The sequence below is a fragment of the Acidovorax sp. genome, from assembly GCF_046291265.1.
Taxonomy (GTDB): domain Bacteria; phylum Pseudomonadota; class Gammaproteobacteria; order Burkholderiales; family Burkholderiaceae_C; genus Acidovorax.
On the sequence record NZ_JBKBTV010000011.1, the window covers coordinates 39,027 to 64,653 of the forward strand.

The window sequence follows — 25,627 nt, forward strand, 5'->3', positions numbered from 1 at the left end:
TCTATGCGTGCATCGGCGTGGCGCAAAGCCCTGTCATGCGCCCTGCAGGTGGTGCCCGGCGTGTCAGTGTTTTCCCGCGATGCTGCGCAGATTGTCTCGATTTATCGCATCACAAAAACGCAGTGCAGGGTTTCTGCTGGTTTTGTAAGTTAGCGATAAGTTACGCGTCAGGTAGCTGTCAGAAGTCCTGCTCAGAGTACGCAGACCTTTCTTTTTCCTTACAGCGAGGCGTCGAGTTCACCATGCTCATGACCGTTGTCATTTTGAAAAGCCTGATCGAGCTGTCCCTGATGTTCATCGTGGGGCGGTTCCTGCTGGGGTTGCTGGCCGGGGCCAAGCGGCACACCAATGTGTTCTGGCAGATGCTGGATGTGGCCGCCAAGCCTTGCCTGTGGGTGACACGCAAGGTCAGCCCGCGGCAGGTGCTGGACCAGCACATTCCGCTGGCCACGGCCAGCTGGTTGCTCATGGCCTGGGTGCTGGTCGTCAAGCTCAAGATCGACCTCTGCCTGGAACTGGGAGCGCAAGCATGCCAGTAACGCAGACCCTTCCCCTTCCCGCGGCCCGCTGGTCGCAGCGGCTGGAGCGCAGCGCGCTGGTCTGGCGTGCAAAAGCCCTGCTGTTTGTGGGCCGCAGGGCGGCGGCCAAGGCGGTGTTCGAGCGGATTCTGGAGCGCTGGCCGCACGACGTGCTGGCCCTCAATAGCCTGGCCTATGACGCGCTGCTCAGCGACCGCAAGGCGCAGGCGCTGCAGCACTACGCCCAGGCACTGGCACTGCAGCCCGAAGTCTGCAATGCCCACTTCAACCATGCCTACGTGGCCGAGCAGCTGGGCCAGCTGGCGCTGGCCGAGGACGGGTTTCGCGCCGCCCTGCTGATCGATGAAAAGATGGACCGCGCCTGGTATGGGCTGGGTCTGGCGCTGGTGCGCCAGGGTCGGCTCCCCGAGGCCCTGGAGGCCCTGCAGCGCAACACCAGCCTGCAGCCCATGAGCCCCTTTGGCTGGTACCAGATGGCGCGCGTCCACGTTGATCTGCACCAGCCCGAGGAGGCACGCGCCGTGATACGGCATTTGAAAGGATTCGAGCCCAAGGTGGCTGCGCAACTGGAGCGGGAGACCGGTTTGCGTGCAGATTTTTAGCGCTGAAGTCCGAGTGAGTTTTCTTTTAACGACATGGAGGAGCAAGCAATGAAACTGACGGCCAAGCACCAGGAGTACTGGCGCAAAAACCTAAAAATCACGGCCCTGTTGTTGGGCATATGGTTCTTTGTCACTTTTGTCGTGGTGTTCTTCGCCCGCGACCTGACGTTCAGCTTCTTCGGCTGGCCGTTTTCGTTCTGGGTTGCCGCCCAGGGCGCCTTGGTGGTGTATTGCCTGATCATCTGGTACTACGCCCGCCACATGAACAAGCTTGACATCGAATACGGCGTTGCCGAAGGAGAAGAATGATGGGACTCTTCGGCGGAGATGGACAGTCGCAAGGCGACTTCAAGAAAGGCCTGAACAAGGTCTACACCTGGTACACCGGCGGCTTCATCGGCTTTGTGCTGGTGCTGGCGGTGCTCGAACAGATGGGCCTGCCCAAAAACTGGATCGGCTACCTCTTCCTGGCGGCCACCGTGTTCCTGTATGCCGGCATCGGCGTCATGAGCCGCACCAACGATGCGGCGGAGTACTACGTGGCGGGCCGCCGCGTGCCAGCCATGTACAACGGCATGGCCACGGGGGCGGACTGGATGTCAGCGGCCTCTTTCATCGGCATGGCGGGCACCCTGTACCTGTCGGGTTATGGGGGGCTGGCGTTCATCCTGGGGTGGACAGGGGGCTACTGCCTCGTGGCTTTGTTCCTCGCGCCCTACCTGCGCAAGTTCGGCCAGTTCACCATTCCCGATTTTCTGGGGGCGCGGTATGAGGGCAACCTGCCCCGGCTGATCGGCGTGGGGGCGGCCATCCTGTGCTCCTTCACCTATGTGGTGGCACAGATCTACGGCGTGGGCCTGATCACTTCGCGCCTCACGGGCCTGGCTTTCGAGATCGGTATCTTTGCGGGCCTGGCCGGTATCCTGGTTTGCTCGTTCCTTGGGGGCATGCGTGCCGTGACCTGGACCCAGGTCGCGCAGTACATCATCCTGATCATTGCGTACCTGCTTCCGGTGGTGTGGCTGTCGGTCAAACACACGGGCGTGCCGGTGCCGCAGGCGGTCTACGGCTACACCCTCGAAAAGGTGACAGCCAAGGAAGCCGAGCTGATCAAAGACCCCAAGGAGCTGGAGGTGCGCGGCATCTACAAGGCCCGCTCGGATGCAGCGGTGGAAAAGCTCAAGGACGTGAACGCCTCGCTGGCCGCCGACCGTGCGGCAGCGCAAAAGAAGCTGGACGACCTGAAGGCCGCCAACGCGCCTGCGCCTGACATTGCCGCTGCTGCGGCCGCGTTGGCCGCAGTGCCCAGCAATGAGGCGGACGCCCGCACTGCCTACACGGCGGCGCGCACCTCAAATGCGGCCAAGTCGGCACCGCCCATCCGCCATGCCGAGCCATTCCCCGGCAAGGACGAAGCAGCACAAAACATAGCGCGCAAGAACTTCATGGCGCTGGTGTTCTGCCTGATGATCGGTACGGCCGCGTTGCCGCACATCCTCATGCGCTACTACACCGTGCCCTCGGTGCGCGAGGCGCGGGAGTCGGTGAGCTGGTCGCTGTTCTTCATCTTCCTGCTGTACTTCACAGCGCCAGCGTTGGCGGTGCTGGCCAAGTACGAGGTCTACACCGTGCTGGTGAACACGCCGTTCGCCAACCTGCCGGAGTGGATTGCGCGGTGGAGTGCGGTGGACAAGTCGCTGCTGTCGGTGGTGGACATCAACAACGACGGCATCCTGCAGCTGGCGGAGATATCGATTGGTGGCGACATCATCGTGCTGGCCACGCCAGAAATCGCCGGGCTGCCGTACGTGGTGTCGGGCATGGTGGCTGCAGGGGGGTTGGCGGCGGCGCTGTCTACCGCAGACGGTTTGCTGCTGACCATCGCCAACGCGCTGTCGCACGACCTGTACTACAAGGTGCTGGACCCCAACGCCTCCACGGCACGCCGCGTGATGGTGTCCAAGCTGCTGCTCCTAGTGGTGGCCCTGGCCGCAGCCTACGTGGCGGCGCAGAAACCGGCGGACATTCTGTTCCTGGTGTCGGCGGCCTTCTCGTTTGCCGCGGCGGCTTTCTTCCCGGCGCTGACACTGGGCATCTTCTGGAAGCGGGCCAACAAGTGGGGGGCATCCCTGGGAATGCTGGCGGGTCTGGGCATCACCTTCTACTACATGGTCACCACCCAGCCCTGGCTGTACAAGCTCACCCATGGAACCGCCATCACGCCCGAGATCGCCAAAGCCAACACATGGTGGGATATCGCCCCCATCTCGGCGGGCCTGTTTGGTGTGCCGCTGGGCTTTGCAGTGATCATCATCGTCTCGCTGCTGACGAAGGCACCTGGCAGGGACATCCAGGAACTGGTGGAGCATGTGCGTTACCCCAGCCTGGATGGAAAGACCTCTGGAGCCAGCGCTGCGCATTGAGCGGACAGCGGTCAATAGACTCTTTAAACCAAAAAGCCCCGCCACGAAAGTGGCGGGGCTTTTTTTGTGATGTTGACGGGTCAGCGGCCCAGCGCTGCCGCCACAAATTCGTCGGCCTTTTTCTCTGAACGCATGGACGCCACGATGGCGCGCAACTCCAGGACCTTGGCCTCGAGTTCTGCGAGGGACTTGCACTTCTCCAGCTGCAAAGCCAAAGGCTCGCACGCGGGCCCCAGCAGGTCCTCCAGCGCCCTGGTGGCACGCCGTGTGCTGCTGCGCAGGTCCTGCGGTGGTGCGGGGGGGCTGGCCCCGGCCTTGGAACTGCGTTCGGATGCGCCAGCTGGCGGGGTTGCTGCTGCACCAGCCGCAGGGGGCGCAGCGCCATCGGACACCACAGCAGCCAGGCCGAGGCCCACCAGCGTTTCGGCAATACGCAATGCCTCGTCCAAGCCGCCACATGCTTGCGCCAGATCCTGCACGCGTTTGGCGCCATCCACAAGGATCAGGGTGGTGCGTTCTCGCGGAGGGAGGGCGCGGTCACGGTGCTTGATCGCCTCCTGGCCAAGGTCCGTCTTTATGAGGATCGTGTGGGTGTGCATGGCTCCCTTGCAAAGGTCGACTGTCGCGGTCTATCAAGGATGGGTGATGTGTATCACCCGGGCGTCTTGTGCAGAGCCCGGCCGTGCACAACAGGTCCATGTGCGTTTGTATCCGCCTGTGTAGGTGCACACAGTCCGTGCACACAAAAACTGTTCGGTGTTTACCCTGCCCATGGTTGTGAAGTCCGGAGTCCCTGAGCACAGCTCACGCTGTGCTGCGCTTTGTAAGTATCAATTCAGTTTACTGCAAGCTTCTGGTGGTCGCCGTCAGAGGGTAGTCACTGCGTGCACGAAGAATGCCCCCAGCCCGCCTCTACGAGGTCTTCAAATTCACCAGGAGACATAGACAGCATGGCGACCGATCTGCAGCAGTTGACAGGTGCTCCGTGGTGGTGTGGTGCAGGTGATTGCCCCCGAGTCTGTAGCATGAATGCTACTAATTTAATAGCTATTTATGCTTTGCAGATAAGCGCTAATGGCCATTTTTATGCTGAAAACACCGAGACTGCGGCCCGGGTGCCTTCGGGCTTGGCGCCCAAAGCGGGCAGACAGCATTCAGGTCAGGGGCTTTGGGGCGCGGCGTACCGCCGCACAGTTTGAGGTGTGGAGTGCAAGCCCGCGCCAAGGCGGCTGTCAGAACGGGGTCAGTGAGCGCTTCAAGAATGGGCGGGCGTTGGAGGTGGCAGCGGGAAACCCCACCACCCCCCACGCCCCCCACAACAACAAGCCGCCTCTGGAGACAACCGCCATGGCCGACGCTGCCGCCGCCCGCGCCATGACGCGGGAGGAAAGAAAAGTCGTCTTCGCGTCCACGCTCGGCACCGTGTTCGAGTGGTATGACTTTTACCTCTATGGCGCGCTGGCGGCCATCATTGCGCGGGAATTCTTCAGCCCGGCAGACCCCGGGGCGGCGTTCGTTTTTGCGTTGCTGGCCTTTGCGGCGGGTTTTGTCGTGCGGCCGTTCGGGGCGCTGGTGTTTGGGCGCCTGGGCGACATGATCGGGCGCAAATACACCTTTCTGGTGACCATCCTCATCATGGGCCTGTCCACATTCATCGTGGGCATTCTTCCGTCGTACAGCAGCATTGGTGTGGCGGCCCCGGTCATCCTGATCGGGCTGCGGCTGCTGCAAGGCCTCGCCATGGGGGGCGAGTACGGCGGCGCTGCTATCTACGTGGCCGAATATGCGCCGCAGGGGCGGCGGGGCGCCGACACCGCCTGGATACAGACCACGGCCACGCTGGGGCTGTTGATGTCGTTGCTGGTGATTCTGGGTACGCGCACGCTGCTGGGAAACGATGCGTTTGCCGACTGGGGCTGGCGCATTCCGTTTCTGGTGTCCATCGTGCTGCTGGTGGTGTCGGTGTGGATCCGACTGTCGCTCAACGAGTCGCCCGCGTTTCGCCGCATCAAGGCGCAGGGGCGCACGTCGCTGGCGCCGGTGTCCGAATCTTTCGGGCGGTGGAAGAATCTGCGCGTGGTGCTGCTCGCCCTGGCAGGGCTGACCGCGGGGCAGGCGGTGGTCTGGTACACGGGGCAGTTTTATGCGCTGTTTTTTCTCACGCAGCAGCTCAAGGTAGACCCCACCACCGCACAGCTCATGCTGGCCGCGGCGCTGCTCATCGGCACGCCGTTTTTTATCGTGTTTGGCGCGCTGTCAGACCGGGTGGGGCGCAAGCCCATCATCATGCTGGGCTGTGTGCTGGCGGCGGCCACGTACTTCCCGGCGTTTCAGGCGCTGGCATGGGCCGCCAACCCCGCGTTGACAGAAGCCCAGTCGCGCAACCGCGTGGTGGTGGTTGTGGCAGACCCGGCGGATTGCTCCTTTCAGTTCAACCCCACCGGCACCGCACGGTTTGCCAGTGCATGCGACCTGGCCAAACAGACACTGGCGGCCCAGTCGGTGAGTTACGACACCGAACCCTCCGTGACATCCGGTGCAAAGGGCCCGCCCGGGCACACGCTGATCCGCATTGGCACCACCGAGATCGTCAGTCCTTCAGCCCACGGCGTACCTGCTGACGAGGCACGGCGCAGTGCCATCGCCTTCCGCCAGGCGGTGGGCCGCGCGCTTGCAGACAGCGGCTACCCGTCGCGCGCCGATCCCGAACGGGTCAACACGCTGTTGGTGGTGGCCATCCTCAGCTATTTGATGGTGCTGGTCACCATGGTTTACGGCCCCCTTGCGGCGATGCTGGTGGAGATGTTTCCCACCCGCATCCGCTATACCTCGGTGAGCCTGCCGTACCACATTGGCAACGGCTGGTTTGGCGGATTGCTGCCCACCTTGTCCTTCGCCATCGTGGCGCAAACGGGCAACATGTACAGCGGCCTGTGGTATCCGGTAGTCGTTGCAGGCGCCACTGCGGTGGTGGGCGTTCTGCTACTGCGCGAGACCAAGGATGTGGATATCTACGCCAATGATTAAAGGGATGGCGTGCAAGGTTCCCGTCCCGGGAGCTGCCATGCCCGCAAGTCGCTGAAACTGGCGCGCCCAAATACCAGCGCCACCGCGGAACCGGCTCTGCCGGGCCGCTGGAGGCGTCCCCCTGAGGGGGACGCGGCAAAGCCGCTCAGGGGGCTTATCGCCTAAACCGCCCGTCGCTGCCAATGATCGACAGATCCGAAAAGTCCAGCCCGGTGTGGTCTGTAGCGCTGTACGTCACTTCCAGCCCGCCCACGTCGAACTTCTTGATGCCTTCGAGTGCGGCATGCAGGCGCGCACGGTCGGGCTTGGCGCCAGCGCGTTTGATGCCTTCCACCAGCACCTTGGCGGCGACAAACCCTTCCACCATGGCGGGGGTCAAATCGCCCACGTTCTTGGCCTTGGCGAGGTCCATGGCTTCTTTGATAACGGCGTAGTTCAGCGAGCGCTCTGACGGAAACACCTGCGTGACCACCACGCCCCGCGCGCTGTCGCCCAGTGCCTTCACAAATCCACCCGATGCATTGTTGGACAGCGTCACGATCTGCCCGCTGACGCCTGCTGTGCGCAGCGCCTTGATGCCGTCCACCACCGCAGCGCCGGTGCCGATGAAGATCACCGCCTGCGGCTGCTTTTGCGACACGCGAGGCGCAATGGCTGCGTAGTCGGGCTTGGCGCGGTCAAACTTCTCGATGAACAGGGCTTCGATGTTGTTGGCCTTGAAGCCAATCAGCGCACCGGCCAGGCCGTCTGCACCAAACGTGTCGTCCACATGCACCACGCCAATGCGTTTGATGCCCAGGGTGTTGAGGTGGGTGATGGCTTTTTCGACCTCGCGCTGGTAGGTGGCGCGCACGTTGAAAACGTATTTGCTGACCGGCTCATGCAGCACCATCGCTCCCGTGGAGGGCCCCACCAAGGACACGCCGTGCTGTTCAAGCACGGGCACGATGCCCTGGGTGTGTGGTGTGCCGCGGGTCATGAACATCCCGATCACGCCCCGCTGCTCGATGAGGGTGCGGGTGTTTTCCAGGGTCAGCTTGGGGTCGAACTTGTCGTCCAGCGAGATGACTTCCACCTTCTGTCCGCCCACGCCGCCTTTGGCATTCACGCTGTCGATGTACAGCGCCGCGCCCTGCATGGACTCTGCCACCGTAGCAGCAGCCGATCCGGTGATTCCCACCGTTTGCCCAATCAGGATCTGTCCCTGGGCGAGGCCCGTGCCCAACACCGCCAGGGCAGCGCCCGCGCGTAACCAATGGGTAAATCTCATGCGGCGGCCCTGTTCCAGAATTGCGTCAATATAGATACAAATTGTGACGAACAACCCGTAAAAACACGCAGGCCCGGGCAAAGCCGGGCCTGCGACCTGGGAATAAAGCTCCGCGTCAGTTTGGGGTGCTATGCGGCATTGAGGGGCTGCTTGGTGGGCTCGCAATGCCCAAGGAAACAGGGCTCAGCGGCGGAATCGCCCATCGGTGCCGATGATGGAAAGATCGGCAAAGTCCAGGCCGGTGTGATCGTCAGCGCCGTAGGTCACTTCCAGCCCACCCAGGTCAAACTTCTTGATGCTTTCAAGCCCTGCGTGGATTTTTTCGCGGTTGGGCTTGGGTCCGGCGCGCTTGAGTCCTTCCACCAGCACCTTGGCGGCGGCATAGCCTTCCAGCATGGCGGGGCTGATTTCGGTCAGCCCCTTGGCCTTGGCCAGCTCCTGGGCTTCTTTGACCAGGGAATAAGTGACGGCGCGTTCGTTGGGGTACACCTGCGTCACGATCACACCCCGTGCGTTGGCCCCCAGGCTCTTGATAAAACCGCCGGATGCGTTGTTGGACAGCGTCACGATCTGCGCCGCCGACCCGGCCGCGCGCAGTGCGGCGCCTGCGTCCACCACGGCCGACCCTGACGCCACCATCAGCACGGCCTGGGTGTCCGCCTTGGAAATCTTGGCGACGATGGGTGCAAAGTCCGGCTTGGTGCGGTCGAACTTTTCCAGCACCACAGGGGTGAGTTTGGCGGCTGCGAGGCCCTTTTGGGCGCCTGCTACGCCATCGGCACCGAAACTGTCGTCGGCATACATCAGCGCAATGCGCGTGATACCCATGGAGACCAGGTGGGTCATCGCCTTTTCGGCTTCACGCTGGTACGTGGCGCGCACGTTGAACACGTATTTGCGCACCGGCTGGTGCAGCACCATCGCCCCGGTGGATGGCCCCACCAGCGCCACGCCGTGTTTCTCCAGCAGCGGAATGATGGCTTCGGTGTGGGGGGTGCCGCGTGTCAGAAACAGCGCAGACACATTGTTCTCTTCGATCAGCTTGCGGGCGTTTTCGGCCGCAATCTTGGGGTCAAACTTGTCGTCGAGCGAGGTCAGCTCGATTTTCTGGCCGTTGACGCCGCCCTTGGCGTTGATGGACTCGATGTACAGCAGGGCACCATCGGTCGTCTCTTTGACGCCTGCCGCGACCTGGCCTGAGAAGCCCGCCGTCTGGCCAATCTGGATCTGCGCATGGCCGGTGCTGCACACCGACAGCGCGAGGGCAGCGCTGGCCCACAGTGTTTGCCATTGCTTCATGGCTGTCTCCTCTTATGAAAAGGGCAGTCTAAACCGATGTTTCGCCAGCCTTCCAAGGGTTTTTTCCGAGGCAGGGCCTGTCGGTGACAAATTTGTGTTTCATCCAGAGCACCGCAGCACGGTTCGGGGGTACTCACACGCAGTGGGCGCAGCGGCCGATGCATCCCTAGAATGTTCCGCCTCACCCTCGAAAGACTGCCTCCATGACCCAGGGACTGATCCGTATCCGCGGCGCACGCCAGCACAACCTCAAGAACCTGGATCTGGACATCCGCACCGGCGAGCTGACGGTGGTCACGGGCCCCAGCGGCTCGGGCAAATCCAGCCTGGTGTTCGACACGTTGTATGCCGAAGGCCAGCGCCGCTATGTCGAAACCTTCAGCGCCTACGCGCGCCAGTTTCTGGACCGCATGGACAAGCCTGCCGTGGACAAGGTCGAAGGCGTGCCCCCGGCCATTGCCATCGACCAGACCAACCCCGTGCGCTCCAGCCGCTCCACCGTGGGCACGATGACGGAGCTGAACGACCACCTGAAGCTGTTGTTTGCACGCGCGGGCCAGTTGTTTGACAAGCAGACGGCGCAGCCGGTGCGGCATGACACGCCGGAAACCATCTATGCCGAGCTGGCCGCACGTTGCGCTGCCGCCAGTGATCCGCGCATCGTGTTGACCTTCCCGGTCGAACTGCCCGCCAACACCTCTGCCGAGCAGGTCGAGCAGTGGCTGTCGGCCAGCGGTTTCACCAAGGTTCAGGCTGAGCGCGAGGTGGCCACGCCCACCGGCCCGCGCAAGGTGCTGGATGTGGTGGCCGACCGGTTCCGCCTGGGCAATGCCGAGAAGGTACGTGTGATCGAAGCCATCGAGGTCGCGCTCAAGCGTGGCACGGGGCGGTTGAATGTGTATGTCATCCCCCAACCCGTTCAGCCTGAGCCTGTCGAAGGCCGGGAAAGCGTTTCGACAAACTCGACGCGAACGGAGCCCGCACCAGAACTGTGGCGCTTCTCCACCGGCCTGCACTGCCCCGACAGCGACCTGCGTTACAGCGACCCCATCCCGTCGGCCTTCTCATTCAACTCCGCCGTGGGCGCGTGCGACAGCTGCCGGGGCTTTGGTCGCGTGATCGGCGTGGACTACGGCCTGGTCATCCCCAACGACAAGCTCACGCTGCGCGCGGGTGCCATCAAGACCATCCAAACCCCTGCGTGGAAAGAGGCGCAGGACGACCTCATGCGCCATGCCGAAACAGCAGGCATCCCGCGCGATACCCCTTGGTACAAGCTCACCGACGACCAGAAAAAGTGGGTGATCGGCGGCACGCCTGGCTACAAGGACGGGCAGTGGAGCAAGCAGTGGTACGGCATCAAGCGCTTCTTTGAATACCTGGAGAGCAAGGCTTACAAGATGCACATCCGCGTGCTCTTGTCCAAGTACCGCAGCTATACGCCGTGCCCCACCTGTGCGGGTGCGCGGCTCAAGACCGAGAGCCTGCTCTGGCGCATCGGTCGCAAGGAAGACGCCGATGCGGTGCTGGAGCCCGGCAAGCGCTTCATGCCTGAGGGGGTGCAATGGTCGCGCGAGCAGCTCGAAGCGCTGCCCGGCCTGTGCCTGCACGACCTGATGCTGCTGCCCATCGACCGCCTGCGGCAGTTCTTTGATCGCATGCAGTTGCCGGTGGGCGACGATGCCAAGGGCGGCGATGCGCAAGCGCTCAAGCTGCTGCACGCGGAAATCACCACGCGCCTCAGATACCTGTGTGACGTGGGCATTGGCTACCTCACGCTGGACCGGCAAAGCCGCACGCTGAGCGGCGGCGAGGTGCAGCGCATCAACCTCACCACAGCGCTCGGCACCTCGTTGGTCAACACGCTCTTCGTGCTCGACGAGCCCAGCATCGGCCTGCACCCGCGCGACATGCACCGCATCACCGAGGCCATGCTGCGCCTGCGCGATGCAGGCAACACCCTGGTGGTGGTGGAGCATGACCCGGCCGTAATGCTCGCGGCGGACCGCATGATCGACATGGGCCCCGGCCCCGGTCGCCTGGGCGGGCAGATCGTTTTTGACGGCACCACGGCCGACCTGCGCAATGCCGACACATTGACCGGCGCCTACCTGGGCGGCCGCAAACACGTGGGCTTTGGCTTCAAGCGCATGGTGACCGAATCCACGCCGCGCCTCATCCTCGAAGGCGCGCGCGAGCACAACCTGCAGAACGTGTCGGTCGAGTTCCCGCTGCAGCGCCTGGTCACCGTCACGGGCGTCAGCGGCTCGGGCAAGTCCAGCCTGATCCAGGATGTGCTGGCCCCCGCGCTGCTGCGCCACTTTGGCAAGGCGACTGATACGCCCGGCGCGCACGACCGCATGCTGGGTGCCGACCACCTGTCGGACGTGGTGTTTGTGGACCAGTCGCCGATTGGCAAGACCGCGCGTTCCAACCCCGTGAGCTACGTGGGCGCGTGGGACAGCATCCGCGAGCTGTTTGCGGTGGCGCCGCTGTCGCGCCAGCGCAGCTATACCGCCAGCAAGTTCAGCTTCAACAGCGGCGACGGGCGCTGCCCGACCTGCGGCGGATCGGGCTTCGAGCATGTGGAGATGCAGTTCCTGTCGGACGTGTACCTGCGCTGCCCGGACTGCGACGGCAAGCGCTACCGGCCCGAGATTCTGGAAATCACCATCGAACGCGGCGGCCGCAGCCTCAACGTGGCGGACGTGCTCGCCCTCACGGTGGCCGAGGCAGCGGATCTGTTTGCGGGCGACCGCGATGTGATCCGCGCGCTGCAGCCCATCGTGGACGTGGGGCTGGAATACGTGGCGCTGGGCCAGCCCGTGCCCACGCTGAGCGGCGGCGAGGCGCAGCGCCTCAAGCTCGCGGGTTTCCTAGCCGAGGCGGCACGCAGTGCGTCCAAGTCCCGCCAGTCGGTCGCCCGCAAGGGCACGCTGTTCCTGTTCGACGAGCCCACCACCGGCCTGCACTTTGACGACATCGCCAAGCTCATGCGCGCGCTGCGCAAGCTCATCGATGCGGGGCATTCGCTCATCGTCATCGAACACAACTTGGACGTGATCCGTGCGAGCGACTGGCTCATCGACCTCGGCCCCGAGGGCGGCTATGCAGGCGGCCTCGTTGTGGCAGAAGGCACGCCCGAAGACGTGCGCGCTCATGCCACTTCGCACACCGGCCTGGCCCTGCGCGACTACGAACTGACGCTGGGCATCGGCGGCCACTCGGTGCATGAAAAAGCCGCAGCGCTACGAAAAAGAGAGCTGGTAGCGCTTGATGGTAAAGCGCTAGAGGCCAAAAACGCCATACAAATCGTCAACGCCAAGGAGCACAACCTCAAGAACCTGAGCGTGGACATCCCGCGTGGCAAGTTCAACGTGGTGACGGGCGTGAGCGGCTCGGGCAAGTCCACGCTGGCGTTTGACATCCTGTTCAACGAAGGCCAGCGCCGCTACCTCGAATCGCTCAACGCCTATGCCCGCAGCATCGTGCAGCCCGCCGGTCGGCCGGAGGTGGATGCGGTGTATGGCATCCCGCCCACCGTCGCGATCGAGCAGCGCCTCTCGCGCGGTGGTCGCAAGTCCACCGTGGGCACCACGACCGAGGTGTGGCACTTTCTGCGCCTGCTCTACGTCAAGCTCGGCACCCAGCACTGCACCAAGGACGGCGCCGCCGTGCAGCCGCAAACGCCCGAGAGCATCGCCGCCCAGCTGCTCACGCAGTTCCGTGGCCAGCACATCGGGCTGCTCGCACCACTGGTGATGAACCGCAAGGGTGTCTACACCGAGCTGGCCGACTGGGCCCGCCCGCGCGGCCACACGCATCTGCGCGTGGACGGCAACTTTTTGCCCACCACCAACTTCCCGCGCATCGACCGGTTCAAGGAGCACACCATCGAGCTGCCCGTGGCCAGCCTGGATGTGTCTCCCGAGAACGAAGCCCAGCTCCGCAAGGCGCTGGCCGACGCGCTCACACACGGCAAGGGCGTGGTGCATGTGCTCAGCAGCATTGAGACGCTGGCCGCCGCCATGGAAAGCGGCTTGCCCACGGCGGGCATCGGGCATCTGCAGGCGTTCTCGACCAAGCGCGCCTGCCCGGTGTGCGCCACGAGCTATGCCGAGCTGGACCCGCGGCTCTTCAGCTACAACAGCAAACACGGCTGGTGCCCGGACTGCGTGGGCACCGGCGTCAAGCTGACCAAGGACCAGCGCAAGGTGTTTGACGACTCGGTGCAGGAAGACAAGGAAAAAGGCCGCGAGCAAACCTTTGCCGAGCCCGAGGTGGAAGACCTGCAGGACACCGCCTGCCCCACTTGCAGTGGTACGCGGCTGAACGCCACAGCAAGAGCGGTCCGATTTGTGGGTGTAGGAATTACCGACATCGCCGCGCTGTCGGTGACCGATGTGCGCCGCTGGATCGAGACTCTGCGCATCGAAGGTGGCATGACCCAGCGCGAAGGCGACATCGCCCGCGACCTGGTGCCCGAGATCCAGAGCCGCCTCGAATTCCTCGAAGAAGTGGGCCTCTCCTACCTCACGCTGGACCGGGGCGCGCCCACGCTCAGCGGCGGCGAGGCACAGCGCATCCGCCTGGCCGCGCAGCTGGGCAGCAACCTGCAGGGCGTGTGCTATGTGCTCGACGAGCCCACCATCGGCTTGCATGCGCGCGACAACCAGATCTTGCTCAACGCCTTGCACAAGCTGGGTGACAAGGGCAACACGCTGGTGGTGGTGGAGCACGACGAAGACACGATTCGCCGCGCCGACCACATCATCGACATCGGCCCCAGCGCGGGCAAACGCGGCGGTCGCCTGGTGGCGCAGGGCAGCGTTGCCGACATCACGGCTGCAGAAGATTCGCAAACCGGCCGCTACCTGCTGCACGCGATGAAGCACCCGCTGCAGCTGCGCCGAAGCATGTCGGCCAGCGAGGTGAGCGCTGAAGCGACGGCCGCCTACGCCCGTGCAGAAGCCGCTGCCCCCACCGGGCGGCAAAGCGCAGCCGTCAAGAAGCGCGCCGCCCAGGCCGCATCGTTGGCGGTCGACGCGCTGACCGAGGCGAAGGAACGCGCCGCGATGCGCTGGCTCACCGTGCATGGCGCGCAGCTGCACAACCTGCAGAACGTGACAGCCACCGTGCCGCTGCATCGCTTGGTCGCCGTGACGGGCGTGAGCGGTTCAGGCAAGTCCACGCTGGCGCGCGACGTGTTGCTGGCCAACGTGCAGGCCTGGGTGCAGCAGCGCAGCACCAAGGCGGGCCGCGATGCCATGGACGCAGGCAAGGCGCCGCCACTGGTCGGTTGCACGGGCCTGTCGGGCTTCGAGAGCATCGACCGCGTGCTCGAAGTGGACCAGACGCCCATCGGCAAAACGCCGCGCAGTTGCCCCGCCACCTACATCGGCTTCTGGGACACCATCCGCAAGCTGTTTGCCGAGACGCTGGAAGCCAAGGCGCGCGGCTACGCTGCGGGGCGCTTCAGCTTCAACACCGGCGAAGGCCGCTGCCCCGGCTGCGAAGGCGCCGGCGTGCGCACCATCGAGATGAGCTTTCTGCCCGACGTGAAGGTGCCGTGCGAAACCTGCCACGGCGCGCGCTTCAACCCCGAGACGCTGGCCGTGACCTGGCGCGGCAAGAGCATTGGCGACGTGCTGCAGATGGAGGTGGACGAGGCCGTGGGCTTCTTCGCCACCATGCCCAGCATTGCGCACCCGTTGCAGCTCTTGCAGGACGTGGGCCTGGGCTACCTCACGCTGGGCCAGCCTTCGCCGACGCTCAGCGGTGGGGAGGCGCAGCGCATCAAGCTCGTGACCGAACTCACCAAGGTGCGCGATGAAGTGGGCCGCCGCGGCCAGAAGGCGCCGCACACGCTGTATGTGCTGGACGAGCCCACCGTGGGCCTGCACATGGCCGACGTGGACAAGCTCATCCGTGTGCTGCACCGCCTGGTGGATGGCGGGCACAGCGTGATCGTCATCGAGCATGACCTCGATGTGATCGCCGAGGCCGACTGGATTCTGGACCTGGGGCCCGAGGGCGGCAACGCAGGCGGCCGCATCGTGGCCGCAGCAACGCCTGAGGATGTGGTGGCCGCAGGCACGCACACGGGCAAGGCGCTGGCGGCGGTGCTGGCGCGCTGAGGATGTGGGTGTCAGTTTGATGTGCCGGTGAAGAGGGCGGCCGCAGCGCTCAGCGCTGTCGGCCCGTGTCCTACGTGCAAGACAGGCCAAGGCGCACATGTGTTGCAAGGTGCCGTTCATACGATGCAGTTCAGGGACAAGCGCTTGGGGCGCAGCTCCCCCTGGCAACCCCATCAAACTCTACGGACGCTCATCACCATGAAATCTATCTTCAAAACCTGCATGGCCCTCGCTGCCACTTCTGTCCTGCTCGTCGCCTGCGGCGGCGGCAATGACGATGACCCGACGCCCAGCAACGAGCCGGGCGTTTTGACGGTCAGCAACGCGACGGTTGCCGGCCTCAATGGCGTGTACGGCAACGGTGCACTGAACCTCACCAACGTGGACAAGGAAAACCCCATCGGCTCGGTGCCAGAGCTGTGCTCTTTCCGTTTTGATGGCGCGAACAAGGTGGGTGCCTCGACCACTGCCTTTGGTGATATCCGTTACCGCCCAGATGCCACTGGTCTGCACCAGGTGTTCGTTACGTTTGAAGGCAAGGAATACGGCAGCGGCGAGCCCACCGATACCGCCGTGGTCCGCGAAAGCGACCAGATCCGTTTCAACGGTAAAACCCTGACCGCCAGCGATGGCTCCAACGCTACGCTGCGTGTCACCGGCATCGTTCCCATGCGTCCTGGCCGTCCTTCCGGCTGCTGAACGCAGCGCGCTCAGCCAACTACCTTTCGATCCCTCCCACCGGTCTTCTGAAGACCGGCTTCGGCCTCCGCTGCTCTGGCAGCGTGAGGCCTTTTTTGCGGCCCGGGAGGGTCCGATATTGGGCCAGGCAAACAACGGTGTTCAGCGTCGCAGTCTTGAGACCAGGAGCGTACCCGCAAGAGCGAGCACCAAGATAATTGAGTTGGAGATCAGCCCCGCGAGAATGGCTTCTGCGACGCTTGCCGAGCCCTTGGGCATGGTGGTGGGCAGCATCACCGCTACAAACACCACACCCAGAACCAGGGGGATTATGCGCCCCGTCACTGCGGCGTTTCGGAGCGTTGTCACCACGAGGGCGATGATCAGGCCGATGCGAAATAAGTCGCTTAATTGCGAAATCACAAGTTCGATCATTGTGACTTTTTCCTTCACCGTAAGTATTCAGGTTCGACACGCCAAAAAAGAACAGGCCAGTGTCCAGAGAGGACACTGGCCTGTTTAGCTAGTCGAGTTTATCGAGCAGCAGAGTCGCCTTCGAAAATATCCTTCTTGTGAGTTCCACCCGGCACGAACAGCGTGCCGATCACCACCGTCATCACGGCAATAACGATGGCGTACCACAAGCCTGAGTAGATGTTCCCGGTCTGGGCAGAGATCGCGAAGGCGGTCGCAGGCATCAGACCACCGAACCAGCCGTTGCCGATGTGATACGGCAGGGAGAGGCCGGAGTAGCGAATGCGAGTCGGGAACAACTCGACCAGCATGGCCGCAATGGGACCGTAGACCATGGTCACCAAGATGACCAGATAGGTCAGGATGACGATGATGGTGGCCTTCTGCGTCGTGTAGATATCGAAAAAGTGCTTTGCCTTGGCGATGGAAGTGTTGTCGGCCGGAACCAGCGGATAGCCTGCACTCTTCAGTGCAGCGTTCAGGCTGGATTCGAAGGTGGCTTTCGCATTCTTCAGCTCGTCGCCCGTCAGCTTGTTCGCGTCATACGACGGGATCACGGTTTCACCGACCTTCACGGAGGCTGCCGTGCCTGCCGCGCTCTCGATGGTTTCGTAGTTCACCGAGGTGCGGGCCAACTGGGCCTTGGCGATGTCGCAAGACGACGTGAACTTCGCCGTGCCGGTCGGGTTGAACTGGAACGAGCAGTCGGTTGGCGACACGGTCACGGTGACGGGGGTCTGGTGCGCCGTGTACAGCGCTGGGTTGGCTGTCTTGGTCAGGAGTGTGAACACTGGCAGGAAGGTGAGCGCTCCCAGCAGGCAGCCCGTCAGGATGATCGGCTTGCGGCCAATGCGGTCAGACAGTGCACCAAAGATCAGGAAACCGCCGGTGCCGAGGATCAGCGACCAGGCCACCATGACGTTGGCAGTAAAGCTGTCGACCTTGATCACGTTCTGCATGAAGAACAGTGCGTAGAACTGGCCGGTGTACCAGACAACGGCCTGACCTGCGACCAAACCCAGCAGGGCCAGCAGGGCGATCTTGCCGTTTTTCCAGTTGCCGAAGGCTTCGCTCAGCGGAGCCTTGGACGTGCGACCTTCTTCCTTCATCTTCTTGAAGGCCGGGCTTTCGTTCATCTGCAGGCGGATGTAGAGCGAAATGGCCAGCAGGAAGATCGAGCCAATGAACGGAATGCGCCAGCCCCAGGCGTTGAACGCCTTGACCATGGTCGGCTTGCCGTCCGCCATCAGAACGGCAACGCCATCCTTCAACAGGGGAACATCTGGATAGGCTCCGTTGACGTAGCCTTGCACCGCCAGAATCACGATCAGGGACAACAGCAGGCCCAGCGTCGCCGTGGTCTGGATGAACGCCGTGAAGTAGCCGCGTTGGTTGGCGGGGGCGTGTTCGGCCACATAGATGGCTGCACCACCATACTCGCCGCCCAATGCCAGGCCCTGCGCCATGCGCAACACGATCAGGATGATGGGAGCGATCGTGCCGATGCTTTCATAGTTGGGCAGGATACCGACCAGGAATGTCGACAGACCCATGATGACGATGGTCATCAGGAAGGTGTACTTGCGACCGATCATGTCGCCCAACATGCCGAACACCAGCGCGCCGAACGGACGCACGATGAAGCCGGCCGCGAAAGCCAGCAGCGCGAACACATTGCGTGTGCTTTCCGGGAACGCGGTAAAGAACTGCGCCCCGATGATGGCGGCCAAAGAGCCGTACAGATAGAAGTCGTACCACTCGAAAATGGTGCCCGCGGAGGAGGCCATGATGACCTTCCTTTCCTCGCGGGTCATCGGGCGGGACCGTTCCCGCACATTTGTAGCTGTGTCAACTGTCGCCATTTTCATACTCCATATGTGTCCAGGCTATTTGCCAGACGGTGGGAACCCGCAGTCGGCCTGCGGATCGCATTTGCTGCTCCGATCACCCAGACCGAAGACGTTGTTTTCTCTCAGGTTTCTTGCCACCTGCTTCTGCTCCCTTTCGTAAGAACCCAAGCTACATGTCTCCGGGACACTTTGACGTCGATGAACGGCCTCAAGCTCTTGCGTCGGCGAGTAGATTCAGAGGGCGGATCAGCAGGCCATCTCATTGCTTTCAGCTTCCAAAGATCTCATCTACCCATAGAGATTGAGAGGTATCCAGACGACTGGTAGTCGTCATGTCTTGCGCTAAAAATTCGGTCGCTAGACGCATGTACTTAGCTACCGTGCTGGACTGTGGTTAAGTTTGCTTACGCCAAGGTTTCATTTGGTCAGCCTTGGCCTGGGCTGAGGGTATGTCCTTAGGAGTCCGGTGAATCGGGTTGGGCCACGAGGCCAACCAGGCGCTTTGTTTGTGGATGTGTTGATGAGCGCTCGGCGGTGTCCAACCCTGTGTTTTGGCGCGGGCGGCGCGCACGTTCTACCTGCTGCAGTTGTGCAAACGATTTTTGCGAACAGCCAAGGCCGAGGCGCTGCTGTGGGCCGGATAGCCGTCGCGCTGTTCTGTCGTGTTGAGTCGGCATCCATCCACTGGAAGCCGTTCACGCTAAGCTTGTCGAAGCGCCGCGCGAGCTTCGACAAGTCTGCCATGAGCCCGTTGAAGGGCTCAGCCCGAACGGGTGTTCCCATTTCAAAGATGCCGATTCAGATGTCGATGGAGATGCCAATTCAATAGCTGCGTGAGCGCACTTTCCTTTTCGTCCTTCGCCAACCATGCCGTCCCCATCCCATCCCGCATCCACCGTCGTATGGCTGCACCCCGAGGCGCCTGCCAAGCCTGCAGAGGGTGCGCCGTGCAATGGCTGCGGGCTGTGTTGCCTGGCCGAGCCCTGCCCGCTGGGCGTGGTGGTGTCGCGGCGGCGCAAGGGCGCGTGCGTTGCGTTGCGCTGGAGCGATGCCGAGCAGCGCTACCTGTGTGGCATGGTGTCCGACCCCGGGGGCGTGACGGGTTTGACGCATGCTTGGGCGGTGCGAGCGATGGCTGCCCTGGCCCGGCGCTGGATCGCATCGGGTGTGGGTTGTGATGCGCGGCTGCAGACGCAGCCGTTGCCTCCGTCGTTGCCACCCACCTCCGATGGGTAGTGCGCAGCGTCTGCTGGGTGATAGCTATGGTTTTTATAGCTATCAGCGCTTTGCCATCAAGCGCTAGAGGCCTGTTTGACTCAAATTTCTGCGGTGACAGCGGCATGAGCGTAGCCCGGCGCGGCGCCGGTCCTGCGCCGCGCGAGGTGCACGCCCGCCAGCATGCAACGCACAGAGCCTCCTGCCTGCTCAACCGTGGGCACTGCCAGTGGCAGCAGGCGCGCGCTGCGTTCGATGGTGCCGCGCTGTGCGGGTGTCAGGCTGGCCTCAGCGCGATGCGATAGTGCCAGCACCCGGCCCTGGGAGCCTGTGAGTTCCAGCGCGTTGCCTGCAAATTCACCGATCTGGTGGGCGGTCAGCTCGATGACTTCGCGGCCCGTCTCGTGCAGGCGCTCGCGCACCGCGTCGCGCCGGGCGGCGTCGGTGATCATGTGGAAGCCGCCCATCGCAAACGCAGTGCCCACACAGAGCATCACGTTGGTGTGATAGCAGGGTCGGCCTTGTGTGTCGGCCGTCGCAAACACCATGGGCTCGTAGTTGAAGTGGGTGCAAAAGCGCTCCAGCGCCACCGGGTTGGCGCGGTTCGACAGCGCGGTGTAGGCCACGCGCGCGATGTGGTCCAGCACCATCGCGCCCGTGCCTTCCAGATACACGCCGTCGGCCTCCAGGCCGGAGTAGTCGATCACGTCTTGCACGCGGTATTCGGCCTTGAGCAACTCGATCACATCGCTGCGTCGCTCGCGGCGGCGGTTGTTGGCCACCATGGGGTAGATCGCCACATGCCCGCCCGCATGGGTCGAGAACCAGTTGTTGGGGAACACCGCGTCGGGGGTATTGCGCTCTCCCAGGTCGTCGAACAGGTGCACGCGCACGCCTGCGGCTTCCAGCTGCGCCGCGGCAGTGGTGACCTCGGCATGGGCCCGGCGCGCCGTCTCGGCTGCGTGTTGGGTGGGCGTGAGGGTCTGAAAGGTGTTGTCGGCCGCGGTTTCGGGGTTGGGGCGAAAGCGGTGGGGGCGCACCATCACGACGGCGCTGGGAGCTTGGGCAGAGGATTGCATGGGGGATGGCGTTAAGGGGAGTCTCTTTTCAAACCGTGTCACCACTGGGGCTTGGACCCGGCGTGGCGTGAAGAGAATTTTCTCGGCAGCCGCCCGCAAACAATAGGCATCAGACTGGTCAAAATGAGTCAAAAATTGGCGATATGCCACCCCAAGGAGACACAGTGACCAAACTCGATGACACCGACCGCGAAATCATCAGCATCCTGCGTGCCGACGCACGCACGCCCGTTTCTGCATTGGCGCAGAAGCTTCGCGTATCGCGCGGCACCGTGCACAACCGGCTGCACAAAATGGAGGAGAGCGGCGTCATCGTCGGCTACACCGTGCGACTGCGGCCCGATTCAGAACCCCAGCGCATCCGCGCCTGGATGAGCATCGCGGTAGAGGGCAACGCCGCACCCGAGGTGATCCGGACCCTGCGCGGCGAGCCCATGGTGGGCACGCTGCACACCACCAACGGCCGCTGGGACATCGTGGCCGAGGTGCGCGCCGAAAGCCTGGAGGCGTTTGATGCCGCGCTGGGACGCATCCGCCTCACGCCCGGCATTGCCAATACCGAAACCAGCATCCTGCTGTCGACCTACAAGGTGTGAAGTCGCCCTCGGCAGCACGGCGCCTCTGGCGCGTTGGCGACAGTCCCTAGGGGGTTTCCTGCATGCTGCAGCGCACCCAAGTGCAGTCCAATGGATAGATCTTTGTCTTTGCTGTTTTCAGGAGCCCGCCATGCAACGTCGTCACATCATCCAATGGGGAGCCGCCAGCCTGGCCGCCCCCGCGTTCATGGCGCAGGCCCAGAGCTTTCCGAGCAAACCCATCAAACTCATCATCGCGTTCCCCGCAGGCGGCCCCACCGACATCACCATGCGCTCGCTGGCCGACAGCGCCAGCAAAATCCTGGGCCAAACCGTGATCGTCGAGAACAAGCCCGGCGCGGGCGGCACCTTGCCCGCCCAGGCCCTGCAGACCGCCCTGGCAGACGGCTACACCGTGGCCCAGATCCCGCTGGGCGTGTTCCGCCTGCCTTACACCACCAAGATCAATTGGGACCCGGTCAAGGACATCAGCTACGTGCTCAATGTCACCGGCTACGCGTTTGGCCTGGTCGTGCCGGCCGACTCGCCGCTCAAGACCTGGACCCACTTTGTGGCCTGGGCCAAGGCCAACCCCGGCAAGCTCAGCTACGGCTCCACCGGCACCATGACCAGCCCGCACCTGACCATGGAACTGATCGCCCAGCAGCTCGGCCTGGAGCTGCTGCACGTGCCCTACAAGGGCAGCGCCGACCTCATGCAGTCCATCCTGGGCGGGCAGATCATGGCCGCCGCCGACTCCACCGGATTTGCCCCCCAGGTCGAGGCCGGCAAGCTGCGCGTGCTCAACACCTGGGGCGCTGAGCGCCTGGCGAAATTCCCCGATGCTCCGACGCTCAAGGAGCTGGGTCTGGACCTGGTGCAAAACTCGCCGTTTGGCATCGGCGCCCCCAAGGGCACGCCCGAAGCGGTGGTCAAGCGCCTGCACGACGCCTTCAAACAAGCCATGGAGCAAGAAAGCTACCGCACTGCCCTGGGCCGCTACGACATGGTGCCGATGTACATGAGCACCACTGCGTACCAGAAGTTTGCGCAAGACACTTTTACGCGGGAGAAGGCGCTGGTGGAGAAGCTGGGGCTGGCGAAGCCGCAGTGAGGCATGTGCTGAAACACATCGGCGCTCTTGCTATTGAATAAATAGCTGCTAGCGCTTATGGGATAAGCGCTGGCGGTCTTTTTGACTCAAAATTGCCCTGGCCACCTCGGCAAACCCCGCGCCCCGCTCGCCCTGCGTCACATAGTGCGGCAAGTGGGTAAGCTGCGGCACGAAGCGGGCGATGTTGGCCACGCCGATGCTGTGCGGGAAGTGCTCGAACATGATCTGGTCGTTGGTCGAATCGCCCACGTAGACCCAGCGGTCCATCTCGGCATCCAGATCCCGCCCGAATAACTCGCGCACGATCCAGCGTGCCCCCTCCAGTTTGTTGTGAGAGCCATACCAGCCGTTGATGTGGATGCTGCTGACCGTGGCGTTCATGCCCGCAGCGCGCATGATCTGCACGCAATGGTCGATGGCAGCCTGGGGCAGGGTGGTGAACTCGCTGTGGTCAATGGCGATATCGCACTCGCGGCCGGGTGAGTCGGTGGCTCGCTGGGCCCCCGCCACTTCACGCTCTATGGTTACGAGGACTTCCTGCATGCTCGCATAGTTACTCGCACGGGTTGTCTCATCTTGTTGGTATTGCTTGGCGAGCGTGCCATCGGCCGTCCGCGTCATAGCGACAGCGCCATTCTCTGCCACGATGGCGTCCACGGGCCAAGTGAGTGCGAAGGGAGCGCTCCATCCCACGGGTCTACCAGTGACAGGAATGATATGCAATCCTGCAGCCTTCAGATGGATGAGCGCTTCGAGCGCTTGGGAGGTAATTTCACCCTCCGTGGTGAGGGTGTCATCAATGTCGGTGAATAAGCCCGCAATCTGTGGCGCAGCGACAGTGGGCCAAGAGGAAAAGGCTTTCAAAGCGCGGCTTTCATGATGGGTTTTTCGATCCACCGATACCAAAGCAGGCTGATGAGCACAATGCACACTGGCATTGCCAGCAGGTAGGGTAGAACTGCCGGGGTACCGTCCAGCGCCCACTGCACGCGCAGTCGCCCCGCCCAGTCGAGTAAGAACGTATGCAGCAGATACAGGCTGTAAGAGGCGTCACCTACCGCCACCAACCACCGAGGAGGCGAGTAGCGGGTTTGCTCCAGCGTCAGCGCCACGACCAAGGCACTGAGTCCCATAAGTCCGAAGCTGATTGCACGCAGTACTTCCACGCGGTCGAAGAAGGGTGAAGTCATGCCTAAAGAGAGGCCTGCAATCATTAGCAATACGCACAGTGGGATGGTGCTGCCCGGGCGCATGAAAAAGCCTGCACGGATCGTATAAAAGTGGGCCAGCAGGGCTCCCGCGAGAAACTCCAGCCCGAGTCCGGTGAGTAGGTAGCGCAGTGGTTGGCGACCCTCCACAACACCGGCAGGGTCAACCAATAACCAACCAATCCCCCAGGCTGCCAGCACCGACATAACCCAGATGATTGCTTTGATTTGGTAGCGAGCTGGCAATAGAGCGATCAGACCGATCCACAGATAAAAGTAGATCTCCATCGTTAACGACCAAGCAGGCGACAACCAGTTATCCCATATGTTGGGATATAGCAGCAGGGTGCTGAACACCATCTTTTCCAATGCAGGAAGCTGCTCTTGGTGCACGTAGACGGTCACCAAAGCGATTGCCAGCAACACGGGCCAGTAGCCGAGATAGATGCGCAGTAGTCGCTTTTTGGTGAACGCCCAAATACCGCGCATAGGAACAGTGCGCTGGGCTGAACGGTATACAACGAAGCCGCTGAGCGCGAAAAAGATGTCTACGCCAGAGAATCCCCAGCGCGCCAACCCGCTGGTCAGCGACAGTATCGGAACCAGATCCCAATGCGGGTGCATGTGAAAGAAAAGCACCATCAGCGCGGCAATCCCTCGCAGAGCCTGGATCCAGTGCAGGTCGTTCTTAACGGGGTTTTGCGCTGCCATCAATTCCATCCGAAGGTTGCAAGAAGCGCTGCACTTTGTGTTTTCAATCGAAATTTTGCTTTTAGGCCTAGTGGCGATATAGCCATTTGCTGGCCCCGAGAAAATTCACCGCCATACCCAACACGCTGCCGGCACATGCATAGATGCCAAGCCAAAAGGGGGTTTGGGCTAGCTTCCAGGCCAAAACTGAATAAGTGGCCAAATTGATCAAACCGCCGCCGAGCATGAGGCCCAGATACTGCACATATTCGCGCCAAATGCCCATGTTGGCCGACCGCCCTGCAAAGCTGAAGTGGCGATTCAGTATCCAGGTTGTAGTTGCTGCGGCCAAGAATGAGGCGACGCGCGCACCATATACCCCCAACAGATCGCGCAATACAGTAAGTAGGGTCACATCCACGGCGAGACCCACAATTCCTACAATGCCAAACCACAACAAACTTCGGTTGAGCTTCATTGCGTGATGCTGACGTTTCCGGTTTCTTTGACGCTCAGATAAACGAATCGCTTGAGTTCGCGACGCATTTGGGTGATGCCATGAAGGATCAGGCCACTCACTCCGGACACCACTCCGCAAAGCATCAAGCCCGTGACCAAGCCGAGAGTGGGAAATCGTCGGACCATTCCGGTAAGCTGAAACTCCATAACAATCGGGGTTGCAAGCGCGATAGAGATGAACATGAGAACCAGCCCCAGCCAGCCGAAGAACTGCAGAGGTTTCTCACTGAGCACTAGTCGCCCAATGGTCTTTAGAATTCGCCAGCCATCCCGATAGGTCGAGAGTTTGCTGATCGAGCCTTCTGGGCGTGTTCCATAGGGCGTGTCAATTTCTGCGCAGGGCATTCGCAGTTCCAACGCATGGACGTTCAATTCGGTTTCAATCTCAAAGCCGTGTGACTGTGCTGGAAAGGATTTGACGTATCGACGAGAGAAAACGCGGTATCCCGATAGCATGTCTCTGAAGCTGCCGCCAAAGATCTGCTGCACGCAACCCGTCAGCAGTTTGTTGCCTAAGCGATGGCCTGGGCGATAAGTAACCCCCGGGCCTGATTCGTACTCTACGCGGGCACCAACAACCATGTCTAACCGTTGATTGATCAGGGTATCAATGAGTTTGCGCACCGAAGGTGCGTGGTATGTCGCATCGCCATCCACCATCACATAGACATCGGATTCCACGTCCGCGAACATCCGGCGGACGACATTGCCTTTCCCGCGCAGGGAAACGTGGATGACGGTGGCGCCATGAGCTGCCGCGACTTTGGCCGTTTCGTCTGTTGAGTTGTTGTCGAAGACATACAAATGGGCTTCTGGTAATGCTGCCTTGAAACCGTCGAGCACTAACCCGATTGCGAGGGCCTCGTTAAAACATGGAATAACGACCGCAATATTCGGATATGGTGATTTTTTGGGGTCCATGTCTTGA

Annotated in this window: 20 protein-coding genes; 10 read left to right on the plus strand and 10 right to left on the minus strand. The window is 62.4% G+C overall.

The annotated features are described in order from the left end of the window. Nucleotides 1–242 precede the first annotated feature (242 nt). From ACK41V_RS06430 to ACK41V_RS06445, 4 genes are read left to right on the plus strand one after another with little or no spacing between them, the layout of a single operon-like run. Nucleotides 243–539 (plus strand): hypothetical protein, encoded by a 297-nt coding sequence (locus ACK41V_RS06430; protein WP_409779448.1) that lies wholly within the window; start codon nucleotides 243–245, stop codon nucleotides 537–539. Continuing rightward, nucleotides 530–1,141 (plus strand): tetratricopeptide repeat protein, encoded by a 612-nt coding sequence (locus ACK41V_RS06435; RefSeq protein WP_409779451.1) that lies wholly within the window; start codon nucleotides 530–532, stop codon nucleotides 1,139–1,141. Before ACK41V_RS06430 ends, ACK41V_RS06435 begins: the two co-directional genes overlap by 10 nt. Before the next feature lie 48 nt (nucleotides 1,142–1,189). Further along, the gene (locus ACK41V_RS06440; RefSeq protein ID WP_409779454.1) at nucleotides 1,190–1,450 is read left to right on the plus strand and encodes a DUF4212 domain-containing protein; all 261 of its coding nucleotides are present in this window, start codon (nucleotides 1,190–1,192) and stop codon (nucleotides 1,448–1,450) included. Continuing rightward, on the plus strand, nucleotides 1,447–3,564 hold the full coding sequence (locus tag ACK41V_RS06445) for a sodium:solute symporter family protein (RefSeq protein ID WP_409779457.1): 2,118 nt from the start codon (nucleotides 1,447–1,449) through the stop codon (nucleotides 3,562–3,564). Before ACK41V_RS06440 ends, ACK41V_RS06445 begins: the two co-directional genes overlap by 4 nt. Nucleotides 3,565–3,644: 80 nt before the next feature. On the opposite strand, the gene ACK41V_RS06450 is transcribed toward ACK41V_RS06445, so the two are convergent. Next, nucleotides 3,645–4,163, minus strand: coding sequence for a hypothetical protein (locus ACK41V_RS06450; protein WP_409779460.1), 519 nt, complete (start codon nucleotides 4,161–4,163; stop codon nucleotides 3,645–3,647). A 748-nt stretch (nucleotides 4,164–4,911) separates the two neighbouring features. Between ACK41V_RS06450 and ACK41V_RS06455 the strand changes: the two genes are divergently transcribed. Beyond that, nucleotides 4,912–6,591, plus strand: a complete 1,680-nt coding sequence (locus tag ACK41V_RS06455) for an MFS transporter (RefSeq protein ID WP_409779463.1) — start codon at nucleotides 4,912–4,914, stop codon at nucleotides 6,589–6,591. Between the two features lie 154 nt (nucleotides 6,592–6,745). Here the strand turns inward: ACK41V_RS06455 and ACK41V_RS06460 are convergent, their stop codons facing one another. Then, on the minus strand, nucleotides 6,746–7,861 hold the full coding sequence (locus ACK41V_RS06460; protein WP_409779466.1) for an ABC transporter substrate-binding protein: 1,116 nt from the start codon (nucleotides 7,859–7,861) through the stop codon (nucleotides 6,746–6,748). Nucleotides 7,862–8,044: 183 nt separating this feature from the next. Beyond that, on the minus strand, nucleotides 8,045–9,160 hold the full coding sequence (locus ACK41V_RS06465; RefSeq protein ID WP_409779469.1) for an ABC transporter substrate-binding protein: 1,116 nt from the start codon (nucleotides 9,158–9,160) through the stop codon (nucleotides 8,045–8,047). Between the two features lie 203 nt (nucleotides 9,161–9,363). Between ACK41V_RS06465 and uvrA the strand changes: the two genes are divergently transcribed. Together uvrA and ACK41V_RS06475 are read left to right on the plus strand one after the other, a co-directional pair. Further along, on the plus strand, nucleotides 9,364–15,297 hold the full coding sequence (gene uvrA, locus ACK41V_RS06470) for an excinuclease ABC subunit UvrA (protein WP_409779472.1): 5,934 nt from the start codon (nucleotides 9,364–9,366) through the stop codon (nucleotides 15,295–15,297). Between the two features lie 198 nt (nucleotides 15,298–15,495). Beyond that, the gene (locus tag ACK41V_RS06475) at nucleotides 15,496–15,996 is read left to right on the plus strand and encodes a hypothetical protein (protein ID WP_409779475.1); all 501 of its coding nucleotides are present in this window, start codon (nucleotides 15,496–15,498) and stop codon (nucleotides 15,994–15,996) included. A gap of 141 nt (nucleotides 15,997–16,137) precedes the next feature. Here the strand turns inward: ACK41V_RS06475 and ACK41V_RS06480 are convergent, their stop codons facing one another. Both ACK41V_RS06480 and ACK41V_RS06485 read right to left on the minus strand, forming a co-directional pair. After that, nucleotides 16,138–16,410, minus strand: a complete 273-nt coding sequence (locus tag ACK41V_RS06480; protein WP_409779478.1) for a hypothetical protein — start codon at nucleotides 16,408–16,410, stop codon at nucleotides 16,138–16,140. Nucleotides 16,411–16,508: 98 nt separating this feature from the next. Further along, nucleotides 16,509–18,263, minus strand: a complete 1,755-nt coding sequence (locus ACK41V_RS06485) for an MFS transporter (RefSeq protein ID WP_409779481.1) — start codon at nucleotides 18,261–18,263, stop codon at nucleotides 16,509–16,511. Between the two features lie 903 nt (nucleotides 18,264–19,166). Between ACK41V_RS06485 and ACK41V_RS06490 the strand changes: the two genes are divergently transcribed. Beyond that, nucleotides 19,167–19,535: a hypothetical protein gene (locus ACK41V_RS06490; RefSeq protein ID WP_409779484.1), complete on the plus strand. Its 369-nt coding sequence runs from the start codon at nucleotides 19,167–19,169 to the stop codon at nucleotides 19,533–19,535. An 80-nt stretch (nucleotides 19,536–19,615) separates the two neighbouring features. Here ACK41V_RS06490 and ctlX read toward each other — a convergent pair whose 3' ends face one another. Further along, entirely contained in the window at nucleotides 19,616–20,593 is a 978-nt protein-coding gene (gene ctlX / locus ACK41V_RS06495; protein WP_409779487.1) for a citrulline utilization hydrolase CtlX, read from the minus strand. A gap of 164 nt (nucleotides 20,594–20,757) precedes the next feature. Between ctlX and ACK41V_RS06500 the strand changes: the two genes are divergently transcribed. Both ACK41V_RS06500 and ACK41V_RS06505 read left to right on the plus strand, forming a co-directional pair. Then, nucleotides 20,758–21,189, plus strand: a complete 432-nt coding sequence (locus ACK41V_RS06500) for an Lrp/AsnC family transcriptional regulator (protein ID WP_409779490.1) — start codon at nucleotides 20,758–20,760, stop codon at nucleotides 21,187–21,189. A 130-nt stretch (nucleotides 21,190–21,319) separates the two neighbouring features. Then, nucleotides 21,320–22,282, plus strand: coding sequence for a Bug family tripartite tricarboxylate transporter substrate binding protein (locus ACK41V_RS06505; protein ID WP_409779493.1), 963 nt, complete (start codon nucleotides 21,320–21,322; stop codon nucleotides 22,280–22,282). A 48-nt stretch (nucleotides 22,283–22,330) separates the two neighbouring features. Here ACK41V_RS06505 and ACK41V_RS06510 read toward each other — a convergent pair whose 3' ends face one another. The 4 genes from ACK41V_RS06510 to ACK41V_RS06525 are packed head-to-tail and all read right to left on the minus strand — an operon-like array spanning nucleotide 22,331 to nucleotide 25,620. Continuing rightward, nucleotides 22,331–23,146 (minus strand): HAD-IIB family hydrolase, encoded by an 816-nt coding sequence (locus ACK41V_RS06510; protein WP_409779496.1) that lies wholly within the window; start codon nucleotides 23,144–23,146, stop codon nucleotides 22,331–22,333. Beyond that, nucleotides 23,143–24,210: an acyltransferase family protein gene (locus ACK41V_RS06515; RefSeq protein WP_409779498.1), complete on the minus strand. Its 1,068-nt coding sequence runs from the start codon at nucleotides 24,208–24,210 to the stop codon at nucleotides 23,143–23,145. Before ACK41V_RS06515 ends, ACK41V_RS06510 begins: the two co-directional genes overlap by 4 nt. A gap of 58 nt (nucleotides 24,211–24,268) precedes the next feature. Further along, on the minus strand, nucleotides 24,269–24,658 hold the full coding sequence (locus tag ACK41V_RS06520) for a GtrA family protein (protein WP_409779501.1): 390 nt from the start codon (nucleotides 24,656–24,658) through the stop codon (nucleotides 24,269–24,271). After that, complete coding sequence (locus ACK41V_RS06525) at nucleotides 24,655–25,620, minus strand: glycosyltransferase family 2 protein (RefSeq protein WP_409779503.1); 966 nt, start codon at nucleotides 25,618–25,620, stop codon at nucleotides 24,655–24,657. Before ACK41V_RS06525 ends, ACK41V_RS06520 begins: the two co-directional genes overlap by 4 nt. Between the last annotated feature and the right edge of the window lie 7 nt (nucleotides 25,621–25,627).